Annotated in this window: 18 protein-coding genes; all 18 read left to right on the forward strand. The window is 55.9% G+C overall.

All coding sequences use genetic code 11. The features are described 5' to 3' along the window. Nucleotides 1–103: 103 nt before the first annotated feature. The 18 genes from J4772_RS11025 to J4772_RS11110 all read left to right on the forward strand — a co-directional run bounded on the left by J4772_RS11025 (nucleotide 104) and on the right by J4772_RS11110 (nucleotide 14,629). Nucleotides 104–700: an RNA polymerase sigma factor gene (locus J4772_RS11025; protein WP_116064523.1), complete on the forward strand. Its 597-nt coding sequence runs from the start codon at nucleotides 104–106 to the stop codon at nucleotides 698–700. Next, on the forward strand, nucleotides 697–1,293 hold the full coding sequence (locus tag J4772_RS11030; protein WP_209075234.1) for a hypothetical protein: 597 nt from the start codon (nucleotides 697–699) through the stop codon (nucleotides 1,291–1,293). The genes J4772_RS11025 and J4772_RS11030 overlap by 4 nt, the downstream gene beginning before the upstream one ends. Next, entirely contained in the window at nucleotides 1,290–1,901 is a 612-nt protein-coding gene (locus J4772_RS11035) for a histidine phosphatase family protein (RefSeq protein ID WP_116064465.1), read from the forward strand. Before J4772_RS11030 ends, J4772_RS11035 begins: the two co-directional genes overlap by 4 nt. Nucleotides 1,902–2,032: 131 nt before the next feature. Beyond that, the gene (locus J4772_RS11040) at nucleotides 2,033–3,313 is read left to right on the forward strand and encodes a hypothetical protein (RefSeq protein WP_209075235.1); all 1,281 of its coding nucleotides are present in this window, start codon (nucleotides 2,033–2,035) and stop codon (nucleotides 3,311–3,313) included. 113 nt (nucleotides 3,314–3,426) lie between these two features. Then, nucleotides 3,427–3,609, forward strand: a complete 183-nt coding sequence (locus J4772_RS11045; RefSeq protein WP_116064524.1) for an IDEAL domain-containing protein — start codon at nucleotides 3,427–3,429, stop codon at nucleotides 3,607–3,609. A 174-nt stretch (nucleotides 3,610–3,783) separates the two neighbouring features. Beyond that, nucleotides 3,784–4,212, forward strand: a complete 429-nt coding sequence (locus J4772_RS11050) for a DUF2487 family protein (RefSeq protein ID WP_116064467.1) — start codon at nucleotides 3,784–3,786, stop codon at nucleotides 4,210–4,212. A 261-nt stretch (nucleotides 4,213–4,473) separates the two neighbouring features. Next, nucleotides 4,474–5,007: a Rieske (2Fe-2S) protein gene (locus J4772_RS11055; RefSeq protein WP_116064468.1), complete on the forward strand. Its 534-nt coding sequence runs from the start codon at nucleotides 4,474–4,476 to the stop codon at nucleotides 5,005–5,007. 19 nt (nucleotides 5,008–5,026) lie between these two features. Further along, a complete protein-coding gene (qcrB, locus tag J4772_RS11060; protein ID WP_094042727.1) occupies nucleotides 5,027–5,698 on the forward strand; it encodes a menaquinol-cytochrome c reductase cytochrome b subunit in 672 nt (223 codons plus the stop codon). Between the two features lie 19 nt (nucleotides 5,699–5,717). After that, nucleotides 5,718–6,587 carry a menaquinol-cytochrome c reductase cytochrome b/c subunit gene (locus J4772_RS11065; RefSeq protein WP_209075236.1) on the forward strand — a complete coding sequence of 290 codons (870 nt, stop codon included), beginning with the start codon at nucleotides 5,718–5,720 and terminating at the stop codon, nucleotides 6,585–6,587. A 72-nt stretch (nucleotides 6,588–6,659) separates the two neighbouring features. Continuing rightward, nucleotides 6,660–7,313, forward strand: coding sequence for a DUF1405 domain-containing protein (locus J4772_RS11070; protein ID WP_209075237.1), 654 nt, complete (start codon nucleotides 6,660–6,662; stop codon nucleotides 7,311–7,313). A gap of 44 nt (nucleotides 7,314–7,357) precedes the next feature. Then, nucleotides 7,358–8,287 carry a sporulation protein YpjB gene (locus J4772_RS11075; protein WP_209075238.1) on the forward strand — a complete coding sequence of 310 codons (930 nt, stop codon included), beginning with the start codon at nucleotides 7,358–7,360 and terminating at the stop codon, nucleotides 8,285–8,287. Nucleotides 8,288–8,580: 293 nt separating this feature from the next. Then, on the forward strand, nucleotides 8,581–8,949 hold the full coding sequence (locus J4772_RS11080) for a nucleotide pyrophosphohydrolase (RefSeq protein WP_116064472.1): 369 nt from the start codon (nucleotides 8,581–8,583) through the stop codon (nucleotides 8,947–8,949). Between the two features lie 83 nt (nucleotides 8,950–9,032). Next, a complete protein-coding gene (gene dapB, locus J4772_RS11085; RefSeq protein WP_209075239.1) occupies nucleotides 9,033–9,836 on the forward strand; it encodes a 4-hydroxy-tetrahydrodipicolinate reductase in 804 nt (267 codons plus the stop codon). A gap of 71 nt (nucleotides 9,837–9,907) precedes the next feature. Then, complete coding sequence (locus J4772_RS11090; RefSeq protein WP_116064474.1) at nucleotides 9,908–10,330, forward strand: methylglyoxal synthase; 423 nt, start codon at nucleotides 9,908–9,910, stop codon at nucleotides 10,328–10,330. A gap of 6 nt (nucleotides 10,331–10,336) precedes the next feature. After that, the gene (gene bshB1, locus J4772_RS11095; protein ID WP_209075240.1) at nucleotides 10,337–11,047 is read left to right on the forward strand and encodes a bacillithiol biosynthesis deacetylase BshB1; all 711 of its coding nucleotides are present in this window, start codon (nucleotides 10,337–10,339) and stop codon (nucleotides 11,045–11,047) included. Between the two features lie 107 nt (nucleotides 11,048–11,154). Beyond that, nucleotides 11,155–12,318 carry an N-acetyl-alpha-D-glucosaminyl L-malate synthase BshA gene (gene bshA, locus J4772_RS11100; RefSeq protein WP_209075241.1) on the forward strand — a complete coding sequence of 388 codons (1,164 nt, stop codon included), beginning with the start codon at nucleotides 11,155–11,157 and terminating at the stop codon, nucleotides 12,316–12,318. 20 nt (nucleotides 12,319–12,338) lie between these two features. Continuing rightward, nucleotides 12,339–13,655 (forward strand): CCA tRNA nucleotidyltransferase, encoded by a 1,317-nt coding sequence (locus J4772_RS11105; protein ID WP_209075242.1) that lies wholly within the window; start codon nucleotides 12,339–12,341, stop codon nucleotides 13,653–13,655. Further along, complete coding sequence (locus tag J4772_RS11110; RefSeq protein ID WP_209075243.1) at nucleotides 13,652–14,629, forward strand: biotin--[acetyl-CoA-carboxylase] ligase; 978 nt, start codon at nucleotides 13,652–13,654, stop codon at nucleotides 14,627–14,629. Before J4772_RS11105 ends, J4772_RS11110 begins: the two co-directional genes overlap by 4 nt. Nucleotides 14,630–14,709 lie beyond the last annotated feature (80 nt).

Raw genomic sequence — 14,709 nt, forward strand, 5'->3', positions numbered from 1 at the left:
TACTGCGCTTTCGAGCGCAACTTTTTCGTTTTTGGCCGGTACAATTAGGATAGAACGCCGGCTGCGAACGTTCACCCTGAATAGGGGGAGGGTCGCGGGAATGATGACCGATTCCCAGTTGATACGGGAAATCAAGGACGGAAACGTCGAACTATACTCGATGCTTATGGGAAGATACCAGAAGAAGATTCTTTCTTTTGTCTACCACATGCTGAAGAGCGCCAAGCTTGAAATCTTGGCGGAGGATCTATGTTCCGAAACGTTCTATAAAGCCTATCGAAGCTTACACTCCTTCAGAGAAGTGGATGCGTCCTTTTCGACGTGGCTATATACGATTGCACGCAACACCGTTCTAAGCGAATTGCGCAAGCAAAAAGCAGCGCACCTCTCGCTGGACGACTCCACATACATACCTGCCGCCCCATTGGAAGAGGCGCCCGAGCAGCGACTGCTGCGCAACGAGAAGGTAACCATGGTAAGAGACGCCATCAACAGCTTGCCCGAGAAGCAGCGCTCCGCGCTTATTCTTAGGGAGTACGATGGAATGGATTACCAAGAGATCGCCAACATTCTCGGGCAGACGGTCAGTTCCGTCAAATCGTTGTTATTCCGGGCCAGGGCCAGTGTAAAGGTGCAATTGGAATCTTACTTTGCAGAACCGGCCATGATGAAGGAGTACGAGGAGATGAAGCTGCGATGAAATGTGAAGAGGCTGCGGAATGGTTCGGAATATATCGCGATTTGCCGGATGATTCGGCAGATAAATTTGCTATAGATTTGCACGTTCAGAGCTGCAAAGCCTGCGAAGAGGAGTTCCGGATATGGGAGGAGAGCGCTCTTCTCATTCATGAGCTTCCGCTGGATGACGAACAGGACGTCGTGCCAATCTCTTCGGCGCAGATTAATAAGAATGTTATGGACCGTATTTATACGGAACAGAGCTGGTACATGCCGGCGACGCGCCGGACGTACGCCTTCTCGTTTCTGTTCAAGAAACGGGTCGCTGGCGTTCTTGCCGCGCTATTGGCACTGTTTGTATGCGGATTTCTGTACGCTTCGTTCGGCATCGGCCTCATCGTCGACCAGGCGGGGGGCAGAGAATCGGCCAACGCTTTCGCAGTCAGTCACCAATACGGAGACGACATTCGGCTGGATATTCCCGTCGCCAGTCTGAGCGATCCGATCATACTAAACGTATCTCCGGCGGTACCGGAGTATTGGATCGCTTTCTCGATCGTAGGCATGATTATGACGCTGTTAATTTTGAATTGGCTGTCAAGGGTGAGATCATGAATAAAGCAACGCGCATCGGCTGGGTTCGCCACGGCATTACGGAGTGGAACCAGCGGGGAATCATTCAAGGAGTCACCGACATTCCGCTCAGTCCGGAAGGCGTGAGGCAGGCTCGGCTACTGGCCGATCGGCTGCACGGGGAGCAGGGGCGGTGGGACGGCGTTTACTGCAGCGATCTGCAGCGTGCCGCGCATACAGCGGAAATTTTGGCCGATCGGCTAGGAATCCCCGTTATTCGGGACTCACGCTTACGCGAAAGATCGTTCGGGGAAGCCGAAGGCACGACATTGGCGGAACGATTGGATCGATGGGGAGAGGACTGGAGACGGCTTGTGCCCGACCAGGAAAACGACGACTCCGTGAGGGAGAGAGGCTTTGCGTTCATTCGGGAGCTGACGGACAAACATGCGGGGGAAGCGTGGTTGGTCGTTACGCATGGCAGTTTTCTGGCCAGAATGCTGCAAGCGATGTGCCAAGGGTTGGACGATTCCCATCTGCTGAACATGTCGCTGACGGTGCTCGAACAGGGACAGAACGTATGGGAGCCGCTAATTCACAATTGCACGAGGCATTTGGCGGAGACGGAAGAAACATTAATGAATCCATAGCTTCATCTTATAGTATGAATGTCTGCACAGGGCCGTCCTTTAAGGGCGGTCCTGTTTTTGCTTTCTACGTTTAAGACGTCGGCACCGCGACTATACTGAACAGTAAATCCTCCAGGAAAGGGGGGCGTCGAATGAACTTGGCCGATATGCTATGCTACGCAGACATTTCCGAGTTGAAAAAAATTGCCGACACCTATGACTGCGCCAGCACGAGCCATTCGAAGAACGAACTGATCCAAACGATTTTGGCAACCGTTCAGCGAAGGGACGTCATCGAATCCCGAATTCGGGAAATTTCGGGGAACGATTTGCGCTTTCTGAATTCTCTCGTGTTTGAGAACCGAACCGTCTATAGCTTGGAGGAGTTGAAGGCGAGGGCGCTGGACAAATCGGCACAGCCGACTCAATCGGCGCAAACGATCCAGTCGATTCAATCCAATCCGGTTCAGCCGACAAAGCCGGGCACCTCAGGCGCTCCCAATCCTGCGACACGGAGGAAGCCGCGCTCCCGCAAGGCGAAGGACGAAGAGCAGAAGCCGCCGCCGGGACCGGAGGAGAACGCACGACTGTCGATCTCAAGATTCAAGAGCTTCGGTTGGTTGTTTAACGGCGTTTCGCAGACAACCCGTTCGCTGTTTCAAGTGCCGGAGGATATCAAGACCAGGCTGTGCGACGTTCTGGAAAAACGCTACAAAGAAAACCTGATTTACACCGACGAGCCGCTCGCCTATCGGGACGAACGCAGCCTTCTAGCCGAGGATGCCGTGCATTTTCTTCGTTTTGTAAGGAACAATACCGTGCCGCTAACAACGGAAGGCGTCATGTACAAACGGCAAATCTCCCAAGCATTGGAGCAGCTTGCCGTAGTGGAATCGCTGCCGACGCGGGGAGGGTGGCGGTTCGGATACGGACGACATTTTCGCGATTATCCCGACCGTTTTTCGCTGCTGTACGACTTCGTCTATTACGAAGGACTGATCGCAGAGCAAACCGAAGGCGGCTTAACGCTTACGCAGGCCGGATTCGATGTGGCCGCCGGGCTTGTCAAACCCGACCCTGCGAGCCTGTATCGTTTCTGGATGCGGCTCTATAAGTCGCCGATTCCGAATCTCGCGGCTTTAGTACAGTGGATCGGAAGATTGTCCTCGCAGTGGGTCACGGTCGATTCGCTGAGGGAAACGCTGCAGCCGCTGATTCGTTCCTATTATTACGATACTGCGGCAGACATTTTCGAACAGCGTATTTTGCGAATGCTGATGCATCTAGGCGTGCTGCGTTGGGGGGAAACGGAGCTTGGCCTTCAGGTCGTCAAGGCGACGACCCAGGGGAGAGCGCTCGTCTCCGGGCATCCGCTTGCTTTTGAGGATGAACTGCCGCATGGAGCGGGCGAAAACAAGCTGCGCAACAGGTAGGCAAAGGTATATTGATCGACAGAAGGGCTATCGTCTTGAACGGGGCGGACATCGGTGAATATGCTTTATTGGGAGCCGATGCGCTCGCAGCCGAACAACCGGAGGTGCAACGAATGGACAACATGAAAGTCGCCTACGAGACGATGCTGGGATTGGCGGCAGAAATGGTCCTGGACGAAGCGCTGCGCAATTACCGGACGGAAAAAATCTACACCGCAATCGATGACGCGCTTGCGCAAGGAGACGTAGAATCGTTTCGGCGCTTGACCGACGAATTGAAGGCTATCCAGGAATAGCTTTCATTTGTCCGCAGTGACGAAAAAAAATCGGAACAGACGTGACGACTCGACCCGGCGAAGCCGGGTTTTTGCCGTTGGGTTCACGTTTTTCTTCGACTTCGACTTCCTTTGTCCAGCTTTTTGGGGTACGATAAATAGAGAAAGCAAGATAGAAAGGAGAGGGACAAGCGGATGAAATTTAGCGAGATTGATCCGCAGAGCTGGCCTGAGCTCCAGCCTTATTTGGATACGTGCCTGCTGCCTCTGTCCGGCCTGACCGGCCAGGAGTCGCCCTCCGAAGCGACGGAGAAGGTCGCGCGGACCGGGGAGTGGTTGTCTCCGCTGGAAGAAGCGTTCCGCGGACGCACGGTTACGATGCCGGCGTATCACTATGGCGCGGGCGGCCCGGAGCACATCGGGAAAATCAACGAACTGATCGCGTCTTGGAGGAACGATGGTTTTCGGTACGTCGTGCTCGTATGCGGGCAGCCGATTGATCTGTCGGAAGCGGACGCGGATGCATACATATGCCCTTCGGCTGAACAGGAAGAACCTGACGACCGGACGATCGCCCAGTCTGTAGCGGATCTGTGGCGCAGTCGGGCAAAATCGGCGAACTGATTCGCTCCGCAGCATCGTGGAAAAAAACGGCGGCGGGCGAATAGCCTGGCAGCATAGGGCAAACAATAGCAAGGCGCGGGTTTGCGAGGAAATGTGACAATTTGAGAACATTTTGGTTCTGTTCCTCCCGCTTGCGCAAGGAAACACGGGAGCCTATTCTTGACGCTCTATAGCGCGTGGGCTATTATAGTTATGTCCTTGTGAACAAAATGTTAAGTCCGTATCGGACGCGAGATTGGTGTGGCAAAGGGGGTAGAACAAATGGACCACAATAAGCAGCAAGAAACCGCGCACAAACCAGTCAAGCGCAAAGAGATGTCGAGACGTCAATTTCTTTCGTATACGCTTGGCGGAGCGGGCGCATTTATGGCTGGCGGAGCCATATTACCGATGATTCGTTTTGCGGTTGATCCTATCCTGCAGAAGAAGGAATCGGGCGGATTCGTCAAAGTTATCGAGGAAAGCAAAGTGACGAACGAACCGACCGAGGTGAAGTTCAAGATTCATCAAGTGGACGGCTGGTACGAGAGCGATCCTAAGCTTGCGGCTTGGATTACGAAAGGCAGCGACGGCAAAATCTACGCGCTGTCCCCGGTGTGTAAGCACTTGGGTTGCATGGTGAGCTGGGGCGGCTCCGAAGCCCCGAACGAGTATCACTGCCCTTGCCACGGAGCGCTATACACGAAGGACGGCAAGAATTTGAAAGTAGCGCCTAAGCCGCTTGACGAATATGAAGTCAGAACGGAAAACGGCTGGGTATATCTCGGACCGATTACTCCGAATAGTCGCGTATAGAAGGAGGGCGTTTCGTCCCATGTTCAAAAACATGTACAACTGGATCGACGAACGTCTTGATATTACGCCGATGTGGAGAGACATCGCGGACCATGAAGTGCCTGAGCACGTCAACCCGGCGCATCACTTCTCCGCGTTCGTTTATTGTTTCGGCGGATTGACGTTCTTCATCACCGTCATCCAGATCCTCTCGGGGATGTTCTTGACGATGTATTACGTCCCAGACATTATCAACGCCTACTACAGCGTTGACTATCTGCAGCATCAGGTCGCCTTCGGCGCGATCGTGCGCGGGATGCACCACTGGGGAGCAAGTCTTGTTATCGTTATGATGTTCCTACATACTCTGCGCGTATTCTTCACGGGTTCCTACAAGGCGCCTCGCGAGATGAACTGGGTTGTCGGAATGTTGATTTTCTTCGTCATGCTGGGCCTTGGCTTCACGGGTTACCTGCTTCCGTGGGACAACAAAGCTTACTATGCGACGAAGGTAGGTCTGGAGATTGCCGGATCGGTGCCTTTCTTAGGGGAGTACATTAAGGAGCTTATGAACGGTGGAACGATCGTCGGCGCTCAGACGCTGACCCGATTCTTCGCGATCCACGTGTTCTTCCTTCCTGGCGCACTGCTCGCATTGCTTGCCGGACACTTCTTTATGATTCGAAAACAGGGCATTTCCGGGCCGCTGTAAGAGAGGGGAGTGACTAGCGATGGCACATAAACATGATCCAAATGAGAAGGTCGTATTCATCGGCGATTCGCGGATTCGGAAACGGGACTATTCCAACGTGACTCCGCCCGATTATACGTCATACCCGGGAAAATCCGAGGCCTTCATCCCGAACTTCCTGCTGAAAGAATGGATGGTCGGCGTTGTCGTACTCGTTGGTTTCCTGACGCTCGTTATTGCGCATCCGGCTCCGCTCGGCTACCCGGCGGACCCGCTGAACAGCGCGTTTATTCCGATGCCGGACTGGTACTTCCTGTTCCTGTATCAGCTCTTGAAATATCCGTACGCTTCGGGCGACTATATCGTACTCGGTATTCTCGGTCTGTCCGGCATTCCGTTTATCGCCCTTCTGCTCGCTCCGTTCCTGGATACGGGCAAAGAGCGCCGCTTCTACCGCCGTCCGATCGCATCTTCCCTGATGCTCGTGTCGCTGGTTGCCGTTTCTTATCTGACTTGGGTGTCCTGGGACCATTACACGCACGAGCTGGAAGCGAACGGACAAACTCCCGAGCACATCGAACGGGCAATCAAAGCCAAGGAATCGGTCGAGTCCGGCAAAGGCCGTTGGATTCCGGGCAAAGAGAAGATTCCGGCGATGGTCGCTGCGGACGATCCGGCTTTCACCGAAGTCATGACGCAAGCGCAATGTATCGCATGTCACGGTGCAGAGCTCGAAGGCGGCGGCGGACCGGCGCTTCGCGGCATCGGCGACGTGCTTAGCAAAGAGGAACTCGTCGATATTATTTCGAACGGTGCCGGAAACGGCGCGATGCCTGCATTCAAAGGCGATCTGACCGACGAGCAAATCGACCAAGTCGCAACATGGCTTGCGCAACAAAAAGCGGAGTAATTCGAACGCTATCAAAACCTGACCTTCATCGGTCAGGTTTTTTTATAACAACTTCGTAAAGGACGTGCGCCGATGGTATGGATCAGGTGGCTGCTGTCCAGGAATGTATTGCTTCATCCCGCGATTTTATGGCTGACGATGATCATCTACGTTCCCGGCACGGTCTACGGGTATTATTGGTATAAAGGGCAGTTGATCGAAACCTGGAACGAACACCCGCATTGGCAGCTTCCGTTCGTGCCGGACAGTCCGACGGCGTCGCTGTTTTTCGCTTTGGCATTGCTCTGGCTGTGGGTGTCTCCCAAACGGTCGCGTCACGCTTGGATTAACGCGATTCGCGGCATCATCGAGACGCTGGGCGTCGTTACTTCGGTTAAGTACGGCATATGGGCGACGGCGATTATTTTCGCCGGACAAGCGCAGGGCGATATTTTGGTCTGGGAGCATTGGATGCTCATAATCGGTCATTCCGCTATGGCTATTATGGCGCTGCTGTATGCTCGCTTTTTTACTTTCGGCGGCATGGCGCTGCTGGCGGCAGCGGCGTGGACCTTTTTGAACGATACGGTTGATTATACCTATGACGTATACCCGTATTTGCCGTCCCAACTGGACGACGATGTGCCTTATGTCGCTATGTTTACCTTCGCGTTGACGGCTTTGAGCGTACTTGCAGCCGCCTTCGCCAAGTTTCCGTTCGAACGACGGAAGGACAAGGCGTTCTAATCGCGGACATCCCTTCATATCCATTGGGATAGGAGGGGATGTCCGTGTTTTCTTTTCGATCGATCTGTCTGGGAGCCGTCGTCGCATTGGGTCTGCTCACGGCCGGAAACGCCGCCGCCTCGCGGGAAAGCGCTCCGCAGTCTCCGGCGGCTTCCGTCCCCGGACAAGCTTACGACAAATTTCTGGCTTCGGCGGAGCGGCTCTACGATTCCGTTAACAAGGGTCAGCTTGAAATGTCTTTGAAGCAGCTAGCCGATATCGAAAGCCAACTTCGAGGCTTGCCGATGAAGGAGATTGCTTCGGCGGAGGGAGTACGCGCGCTGGCTCATGATGTGGCGGAAATGAAGCGGGTCGCCGCAGCTGTCATGCCGGACGAAGCCAAATGGAAGCGCGGAGCGGCTTCTTTAAGATTGGCTGCAGATGCATTGGCACATCCGGACAAGCCGATCTGGCATCGTTATCGTTCCGTTCTACAGGAAGACATCGGCAAACTGGCGGCGGAACTGGATAAGACAGCAGGAAAACAACCTGCCGCAGCTGCCGTTCATATCGCATACGAGCAGCTTGCCCAGCACTATAGCCTCATTCGGACGGCAGCGCTGCTTCGTGCGGAGCCTTCGAAAATAGAGCGTGCCGATGCAGTCCTTCGCTACGCGTCGCGCATCTATGAAGCGGACTCGCCGAAGCCGGAGCTTGTGTCGGGCACGCTGCCGTCGATTCGGGAAGCGTTCCGCGAGTTGTTTCCGCAAGGAGGCGCAGCCTCCGAGACGATCGTTCCGCCGCTTGGCGCGGTTCCTCCTTCTTGGGGGTGGTCGGCAATGATGGGCACGTTTATCGTGACGATTTTGACTTGGGCGGGCTGGAGAAAATACAAGTATGAGGAAGCTTTCGGCGGCAGCCCGTCCGCTCTGCGGCGCGAAGAGCGCCAGGACGCCGCGGAGAAGCTGATCGGACGCTGGCGCAGAAAGAAATAATCTGGCATAGTCGCGATTGTTGTTTGTCAAAAGCATCGGCGGTGTTGATGAGAAAAGCCCTTCATTAGACGCGGAGTCGGTACCGATTCCCGCCGCAGAAGCGGCTTTTTACTTTTGTCCGTCATGTGAGAGACAAGCGAACGAGGATCGCATCGGTTAGCCTCTTAGAGCATGTCGTCGTTTTGCGCCAGCTCCTAGTCGATTTATCGGGAAATTCGTGCAAAATTGCATTTGTTTTCGCCTACATCTTGCGATAACATAGGATAGAAACCATCAGGAAAGGAAACTCGGAGATGGCAGAATCCCGGATTGTCGATTTGACGCTGCAGGAACGCACACTGGCGGATATGCAACGCGAGGTGGACGCTTATATTTCGCAGTTTAAGGAAGGCTACTTCTCGCCCCTTGCCATGCTGGCCCGCATGACGGAGGAAGTCGGCGAGCTTGCCCGGGAAGTGAATCATCGGTTCGGAGAAAAACCGAAGAAACAGGACGAAGCCGATAATTCCATTGAGCTGGAGCTGGGCGACATTTTATTCCTCGTCATTTGTTTCGCGAACGCGCTCGGCATCGATATGACGGAGGCGCATCGCAAGGTGATGGAGAAATTCAATACGCGCGACGCGAACCGCTGGACGAAGAAGAACACGGATAACGGCTGATACTCATATGCTGAACGATCTCCCTTATCAGTATCGGCCTTTTTGAACGACCTCTATTATTTGAAAAGGAACAGGTGATATTCATGTCGCAGAAAATTACAGTAGCCGTGGCAGGAGCAAGCGGCCGCATGGGACGCGAAGTCGTCAATATGGTGCTGGAGGATCCCGAACTGGAGCTTGTCGCCGCAATCGCCAGGTCGGCCGGGCCCGTGGACGCCGGGACGCTCGCCGGCAAGCCCGATACCGGCGTTATCGTATCGTCATCGCTTGCGGAGGCACTGAAAGCTAGCCGCCCCGACGTGCTTGTAGACTTCACAGGCCCGAAATCCGCTATGCCGAATGCCGAAACCGCGCTTGCTTACGGGGTTCGTCCGGTTATCGGAACGACGGGGTTTACGCCGGAGCAGATCGCGGAATTGGACAAGCAATGCAAGGACAAAGGGATCGGCGGCCTGATCGCGCCCAATTTCTCGATCGGCGCGATTCTGATGATGAAATTTTCGGCGATGGCCGCCAAATATTTTCCCCATGTGGAAATTATCGAGTATCACGGAGATCAGAAGCTGGATGCGCCTTCCGGAACGTCGATCAAGACGGCCGAGTGGATATCGGAAGCGCGCCAGGAGCTGCGTCAAGGCAATCCGGACGAAGAAGAAGTCATCGAAGGAGCCAGAGGCGGCTATTACAACGGATTTCGCATACATAGCGTGAGACTTCCGGGCGTGTTTGCACAGCAGGAGGTCGTCTTCGGGGCGTTCGGTCAAACGCTGAAAATCCGCCACGATTCGTACGACCGTGCGGGCTATATGCCGGGAGTGAACACAGCGATCAAAAAAATTATGAACGTAACCGGAATGGTATACGGGTTCGAACATTTCCTGGATTAACCCGAATAGCAACATAGCAGCAACTACAGCCAACAAAGCGATTCCCCCTCAGGGAGAGGAGACTGAAATCAATGATCGACATTGCGCTTATCGCGCATGACCGCAAAAAAGACGAAATGGTGAATTTCGCCATCGCCTACGAATCCGTGCTTAAGGATCATCGATTGTACGCAACGGGGACGACGGGAACGCGCATTATGGAAAACACCTCCTTGAAGGTGCATCGGTTTATGTCCGGTCCGCTTGGCGGGGACCAGCAGATCGGAGCGCTTGTCGCCGAGAATAAAATGGATCTGATTTTGTTTTTCCGCGATCCGCTGATGGCGCAGCCCCATGAGCCGGACATTATCGCATTGCTGCGGCTATGCGACGTGCAGGGCATTCCGGTGGCGACCAACGTTGCAACGGGCGAGCTGCTGATCAAGGCGCTTGAGCGCGGGGATTTCGCTTGGCGCGAGCTTGTCCATAAATACAAACCGGGACTGGAAGGCTGACCGAGTATGAATGCCGTACAACCTGGTACATTGGACATGCTCGTCTTCGCCGCGCATCCGGACGACGCGGAGATCGGCATGGGGGGCACGATTGTCAAGCATGCGCAAGCGGGACGGTCCGTCGGCATCGTCGATTTGACTTATGCCGAAATGTCGTCCAACGGGAACGTCGAGACGCGCCAACGCGAGGCGGAGCAGGCCGGTCAAATTCTCGGGCTTGCCGCAAGGGATAATCTGGGGCTGCCGGATCGCGGTCTCTCGGGAAATTCCGAGCAGCTTGCCGCAATGGTTGCCTCCATCCGCAAATACCGGCCGAGAATCGTGTTTGCGCCGTATATTATCGATCGCCATCCCGATCACATCGCTTGCAGTCGTTTGGCGGAGGAGGCGGTGTTCAATGCCAAGCTGCGCAAGTACGCGCCCGAGCTGCCGGCTTGGACGGTGGACCAGCTTTATTTTTACTTCATCAACGATGCCCACACCCCGCAGCTGCTAATCGATATCAGCGACGTTCAAGAGACGAAGATGGCTGCTTTGCGCGCCTACCGTTCGCAGTTTACGCCTGAAGGCAACGAAGCGGACTGGGTGGAGACGCCGCTTACGGGCGCTTACTTGGACAATATCGTCGCGCGGGACAGGCTGCTTGGCCAACCGCGCAAGCTGCAATACGCAGAAGGCTTTATCGCCAAAGGACCGATCGCGCTGGAACGATTCTAGCAGCGAAGAATCGGGGAATACAATAAGGAATGACGACCGGCAGCGCCGGATTCGCCGAATCCGCTGCCGGTTAATTGGCGTTCGAACTGGGAGGCATGAGGAACGACATGAATCGACCGCTCAAAATCGGAATTACTTGCTATCCTTCTCTCGGGGGCTCCGGCGTCGTAGCGACGGAGCTTGGCAAACTGCTGGCCGAGAAAGGACACGAAATTCACTTTATTACGCACAGCATGCCGTTTCGTCTCGGCAAATTCCATCGCAACATTTTCTACCATGAGGTCGAAGTGTCGGATTATTATGTGTTCCGGTACCCGCCCTACGATCTGTCGCTGGCGAGCAAGATGAACCAGGTAGCCAAGCTGCAGAAGCTCGACCTGCTTCACGTGCATTATGCGGTTCCGCACGCTATCTGCGCGATTTTGGCCAAACAGATGGCCGGAGACGATTTGAAGGTCGTGACGACGCTTCACGGTACGGACATTACCGTACTGGCCCAGGATGAAACGCTCAAAGACATTATCCGGCTCGGCATCCGTCAGAGCGATGCCGTCACCGCGGTCAGCCGCGATCTGATTCGCGAGACGCGCGAGCTGCTGGACATTCAAGAGCCGATCGATCTGACCTACAATTTCGTGGACAAAAGAATTTATTATCCGCGGGAGTGCCGGGATCTGCGCAGAGAATACGCGGAGCCGGACGAGAAGGTGCTCATGCACATCTCCAATTTCCGGCCGGTGAAACGCACGGCCGACGTCGTCGACATCTTCGCCAAAGTGCAGGCAACGACGAAAGCGAAGCTTGTACTGGTTGGAGAAGGGCCGGATCTGCCGCGCATTCAGACGAAAATTCAAGCGATGGGTCTGTCCCATCGCGTGCACTTTCTGGGTAAGCAGGACGATGTGGCGCAGGTTATCTCCATCGCCGATTTGATGCTGCTTCCGTCGGAGAAGGAAAGCTTCGGCCTTGTCGCTCTCGAAGCGATGGCTTGCGGCGTGCCGACGATCGGCTCGCAGGCCGGAGGGATACCCGAGCTGGTGGAGCATGGCCGCACCGGGTTCCTGTCCCCGATCGGGGACACGGACGATATGGCGGCGAACGCCTTAAAGCTGCTTACGGACGAGAAGCTGTACGCGGATTTCCGCGAGGCGTGCCTGCAGCGGGCGCACCATGTATTCTGCAACGAGCTGATTACGGCGCAATACGAAGCGATCTATTATCGGGTGCTCGGAATCAAGCAGGATGTTCCTGTGCCTGCCTGCAAAGTATAAGACCGGAAATGAGGAACGGAATGCGTATGGAAGACCAAGACAGCCAACTGTGGGAAGCCGGGCTAGCCGTAGTGCGGGCGCTGGAAAGCGCAGGACACCAGGCCTATTTGGTCGGCGGCTGCGTCAGGGACAGATGGCTTGAACGGCCTCTGAACGACATCGACATCGCCACTTCGGCTAAGCCGGAGGCAGTGACGGAACTGTTTGAAAGGACGCTGCCGACCGGTCTTAAACACGGTACGGTGACGGTGATGGAAGGCGGATATTCGTTCGAGGTAACGACGTTTCGCCGGGAATCCGGTTATTCCGACGGTCGGAGACCCGATGAGGTGGCGTTCGTCAGCGAGTTGAACGAGGATCTCGCACGGCGCGACTTTACGTTTAACGCAATGGCCTTCTCCTCAGCCGGAGAGCTAATCGACCCTTATGGCGGACAGGATGCGCTGCGGGCCGGCGTCGTCGATTGCGTGGGGGCTGCCGAGGAGCGCTTCGGGGAAGATGCGCTTCGCATGGTGCGGGCGATTCGATTTGCCGCCGAATTTGGCTTTGAGCTGCTGCCGGACGTCTGGGAGGGCATCGTGAAGCAGCGGGACAGGCTGAAGCAGGTCGCCGTCGAGCGTATCGGGACGGAATGGGACAAAATGATGGCCGGAGCGGGACCGGAACAGGCGATGCATTACTTGTTCAAAAGCGGACTGCTCGCTTACGTGAAGGAGCCGCTTCCGGAGGCGTTCGCGCAGGCCGCGGAACGCTATCGGCTAAACGGCGCTCCTCCGCAATGGGAGCCTTGGGGCGCCCTGGCGACCGACGAGGCTACGCTCGGAAATTTGCTGTGCCTGCCTGCGCTGGCGGACCCGGATTTGCGTTGGGCGGCGCTGCTGTCAGGCATGTATATCGGAGCGGAGGACGCGTCGGCGCTGCTTCGCGCGCTGCGGCTCGGCGGACAGAGAGCCGCCCGGGTCGCGGCGGTCGCCGGAATTTTCGAACGCCTGGGCGGCTGTGAAGAGGGCGAGCGGAGAGCGGCATGGATCGGAGCGGTGCTCGATTTCGGCCGTTCGGCTGCAGAGGACGCGCTGGATATTCGAGCTGCTTGTGAAGCTCCATGGGACGAGGAAAGATCATGGCTGGATCAGATGACGATTTCTTCCGTAGCAGAGCTGGACGTGAAGGGAGACGAGCTATCGGGCTATTTGGGACAGTCGCCCGGACCATGGATCGCTGAGACGCTTTTCCATTTGCTGGCAGAGACGGCCTCGGGCCGGCTGCCCAACGAGAAGTTCGTTCTTCTGTCCGCGGCCAAAGAGATGAGAGCTTTACAGCGGGAGGGACGCAAATGAGCAAAATAAGCTTACTGGGGTTTCTTGAGGAGCGGGCAGGCCAATACGTCTCGGGCGAAGAGATCAGCCGGGAGCTGAACGTGAGCCGGACGGCCGTCTGGAAGCAGGTTCGCAAGCTGGAGGCGGAAGGCTATCGGATCGAGGCGGTTCCACGTCTTGGCTACCGTCTCACCGCCAAGCCTTCGCGTCTGACGCTTCAGGAGCTGCTGCCGAAGTTGCGGACCACTTCGTTCGGCCGCCGTTTGACGCTGCTCGACGTGACCGATTCGACGCAGAACGAGTTGCGTAAGCTGGCCGAACAGGGAGCGCCGGAAGGCACGCTAGTCATCGCCGAGCAGCAGACGAACGGGCGAGGACGCATGGGAAGAAGCTGGGTGTCTCCCGCCGGCAAAGGGATCTGGATGAGCCTGCTGTTGAGGCCGCCTGTTCCTCTGCCTCTCGCTCCGCAGCTGACGTTGCTGGCAGCCGTCGCCTTGAGCAGGGCGATTGCGCAGCAACTGCCGATGCTTGAGATCGGGATCAAATGGCCGAACGATCTGCTCGTCGGAGGCAAAAAGATCAGCGGCATTTTGCTCGAATCCGCTGCAGAGGACGAGCGTCTGAGCTACGTCGTCGTCGGTCTTGGCATCTCGGCGAATCTGGATGTCGAAGATTATCCCGAAGGGCTGCTGGACAAAGCGATCTCGCTAAAGATAGCTTCGGGAGCGACAGTAGATCGCAGCGAACTGATCGCCGCCGTGCTGGAGCAGTTCGAGCAGCTGTACAAGCTGTATCTCGAGCAAGGCTTCGCGCCGATTCGCACGCTGTGGGAGGCGCGTTCGGTCACGCTTGGCAAGCAAACGGAGCTATACACGCCCCAAGGAACCGTCGTCGGTTTGCCTCGCGGACTGGACGATATGGGCGGCCTTCGCGTCGAGCTGCCGGACGGCTCTACGCGCACCGTCTATTCCGCAGAAGTAGGTTCAGGCACTTAGATCATTGGCGAAATGTGGGAAAACAGTCGTAGACGAAAGACGCGGGTTCTGTTATAATCGCTGTGCGAGGTGGTATCGCA

Source organism: Cohnella sp. LGH (genome assembly GCF_017671885.1).
Taxonomy (GTDB): Bacteria; Bacillota; Bacilli; order Paenibacillales; family Paenibacillaceae; genus Cohnella; species Cohnella phaseoli.

What these genes read in the sequence shown, in the direction of transcription:
- J4772_RS11025 (WP_116064523.1), top strand. Translation starts at nt 104, where the DNA reads ATGACCGATTCCCAGTTGATACGGGAAATCAAGGACGGAAACGTCGAA.
- J4772_RS11030 (WP_209075234.1), top strand. Translation starts at nt 697, where the DNA reads ATGAAATGTGAAGAGGCTGCGGAATGGTTCGGAATATATCGCGATTTG.
- J4772_RS11035 (WP_116064465.1), top strand. Translation starts at nt 1,290, where the DNA reads ATGAATAAAGCAACGCGCATCGGCTGGGTTCGCCACGGCATTACGGAG.
- J4772_RS11040 (WP_209075235.1), top strand. Translation starts at nt 2,033, where the DNA reads ATGAACTTGGCCGATATGCTATGCTACGCAGACATTTCCGAGTTGAAA.
- J4772_RS11045 (WP_116064524.1), top strand. Translation starts at nt 3,427, where the DNA reads ATGGACAACATGAAAGTCGCCTACGAGACGATGCTGGGATTGGCGGCA.
- J4772_RS11050 (WP_116064467.1), top strand. Translation starts at nt 3,784, where the DNA reads ATGAAATTTAGCGAGATTGATCCGCAGAGCTGGCCTGAGCTCCAGCCT.
- J4772_RS11055 (WP_116064468.1), top strand. Translation starts at nt 4,474, where the DNA reads ATGGACCACAATAAGCAGCAAGAAACCGCGCACAAACCAGTCAAGCGC.
- qcrB (WP_094042727.1), top strand. Translation starts at nt 5,027, where the DNA reads ATGTTCAAAAACATGTACAACTGGATCGACGAACGTCTTGATATTACG.
- J4772_RS11065 (WP_209075236.1), top strand. Translation starts at nt 5,718, where the DNA reads ATGGCACATAAACATGATCCAAATGAGAAGGTCGTATTCATCGGCGAT.
- J4772_RS11070 (WP_209075237.1), top strand. Translation starts at nt 6,660, where the DNA reads ATGGTATGGATCAGGTGGCTGCTGTCCAGGAATGTATTGCTTCATCCC.
- J4772_RS11080 (WP_116064472.1), top strand. Translation starts at nt 8,581, where the DNA reads ATGGCAGAATCCCGGATTGTCGATTTGACGCTGCAGGAACGCACACTG.
- dapB (WP_209075239.1), top strand. Translation starts at nt 9,033, where the DNA reads ATGTCGCAGAAAATTACAGTAGCCGTGGCAGGAGCAAGCGGCCGCATG.
- J4772_RS11090 (WP_116064474.1), top strand. Translation starts at nt 9,908, where the DNA reads ATGATCGACATTGCGCTTATCGCGCATGACCGCAAAAAAGACGAAATG.
- bshB1 (WP_209075240.1), top strand. Translation starts at nt 10,337, where the DNA reads ATGAATGCCGTACAACCTGGTACATTGGACATGCTCGTCTTCGCCGCG.
- bshA (WP_209075241.1), top strand. Translation starts at nt 11,155, where the DNA reads ATGAATCGACCGCTCAAAATCGGAATTACTTGCTATCCTTCTCTCGGG.
- J4772_RS11105 (WP_209075242.1), top strand. Translation starts at nt 12,339, where the DNA reads ATGCGTATGGAAGACCAAGACAGCCAACTGTGGGAAGCCGGGCTAGCC.
- J4772_RS11110 (WP_209075243.1), top strand. Translation starts at nt 13,652, where the DNA reads ATGAGCAAAATAAGCTTACTGGGGTTTCTTGAGGAGCGGGCAGGCCAA.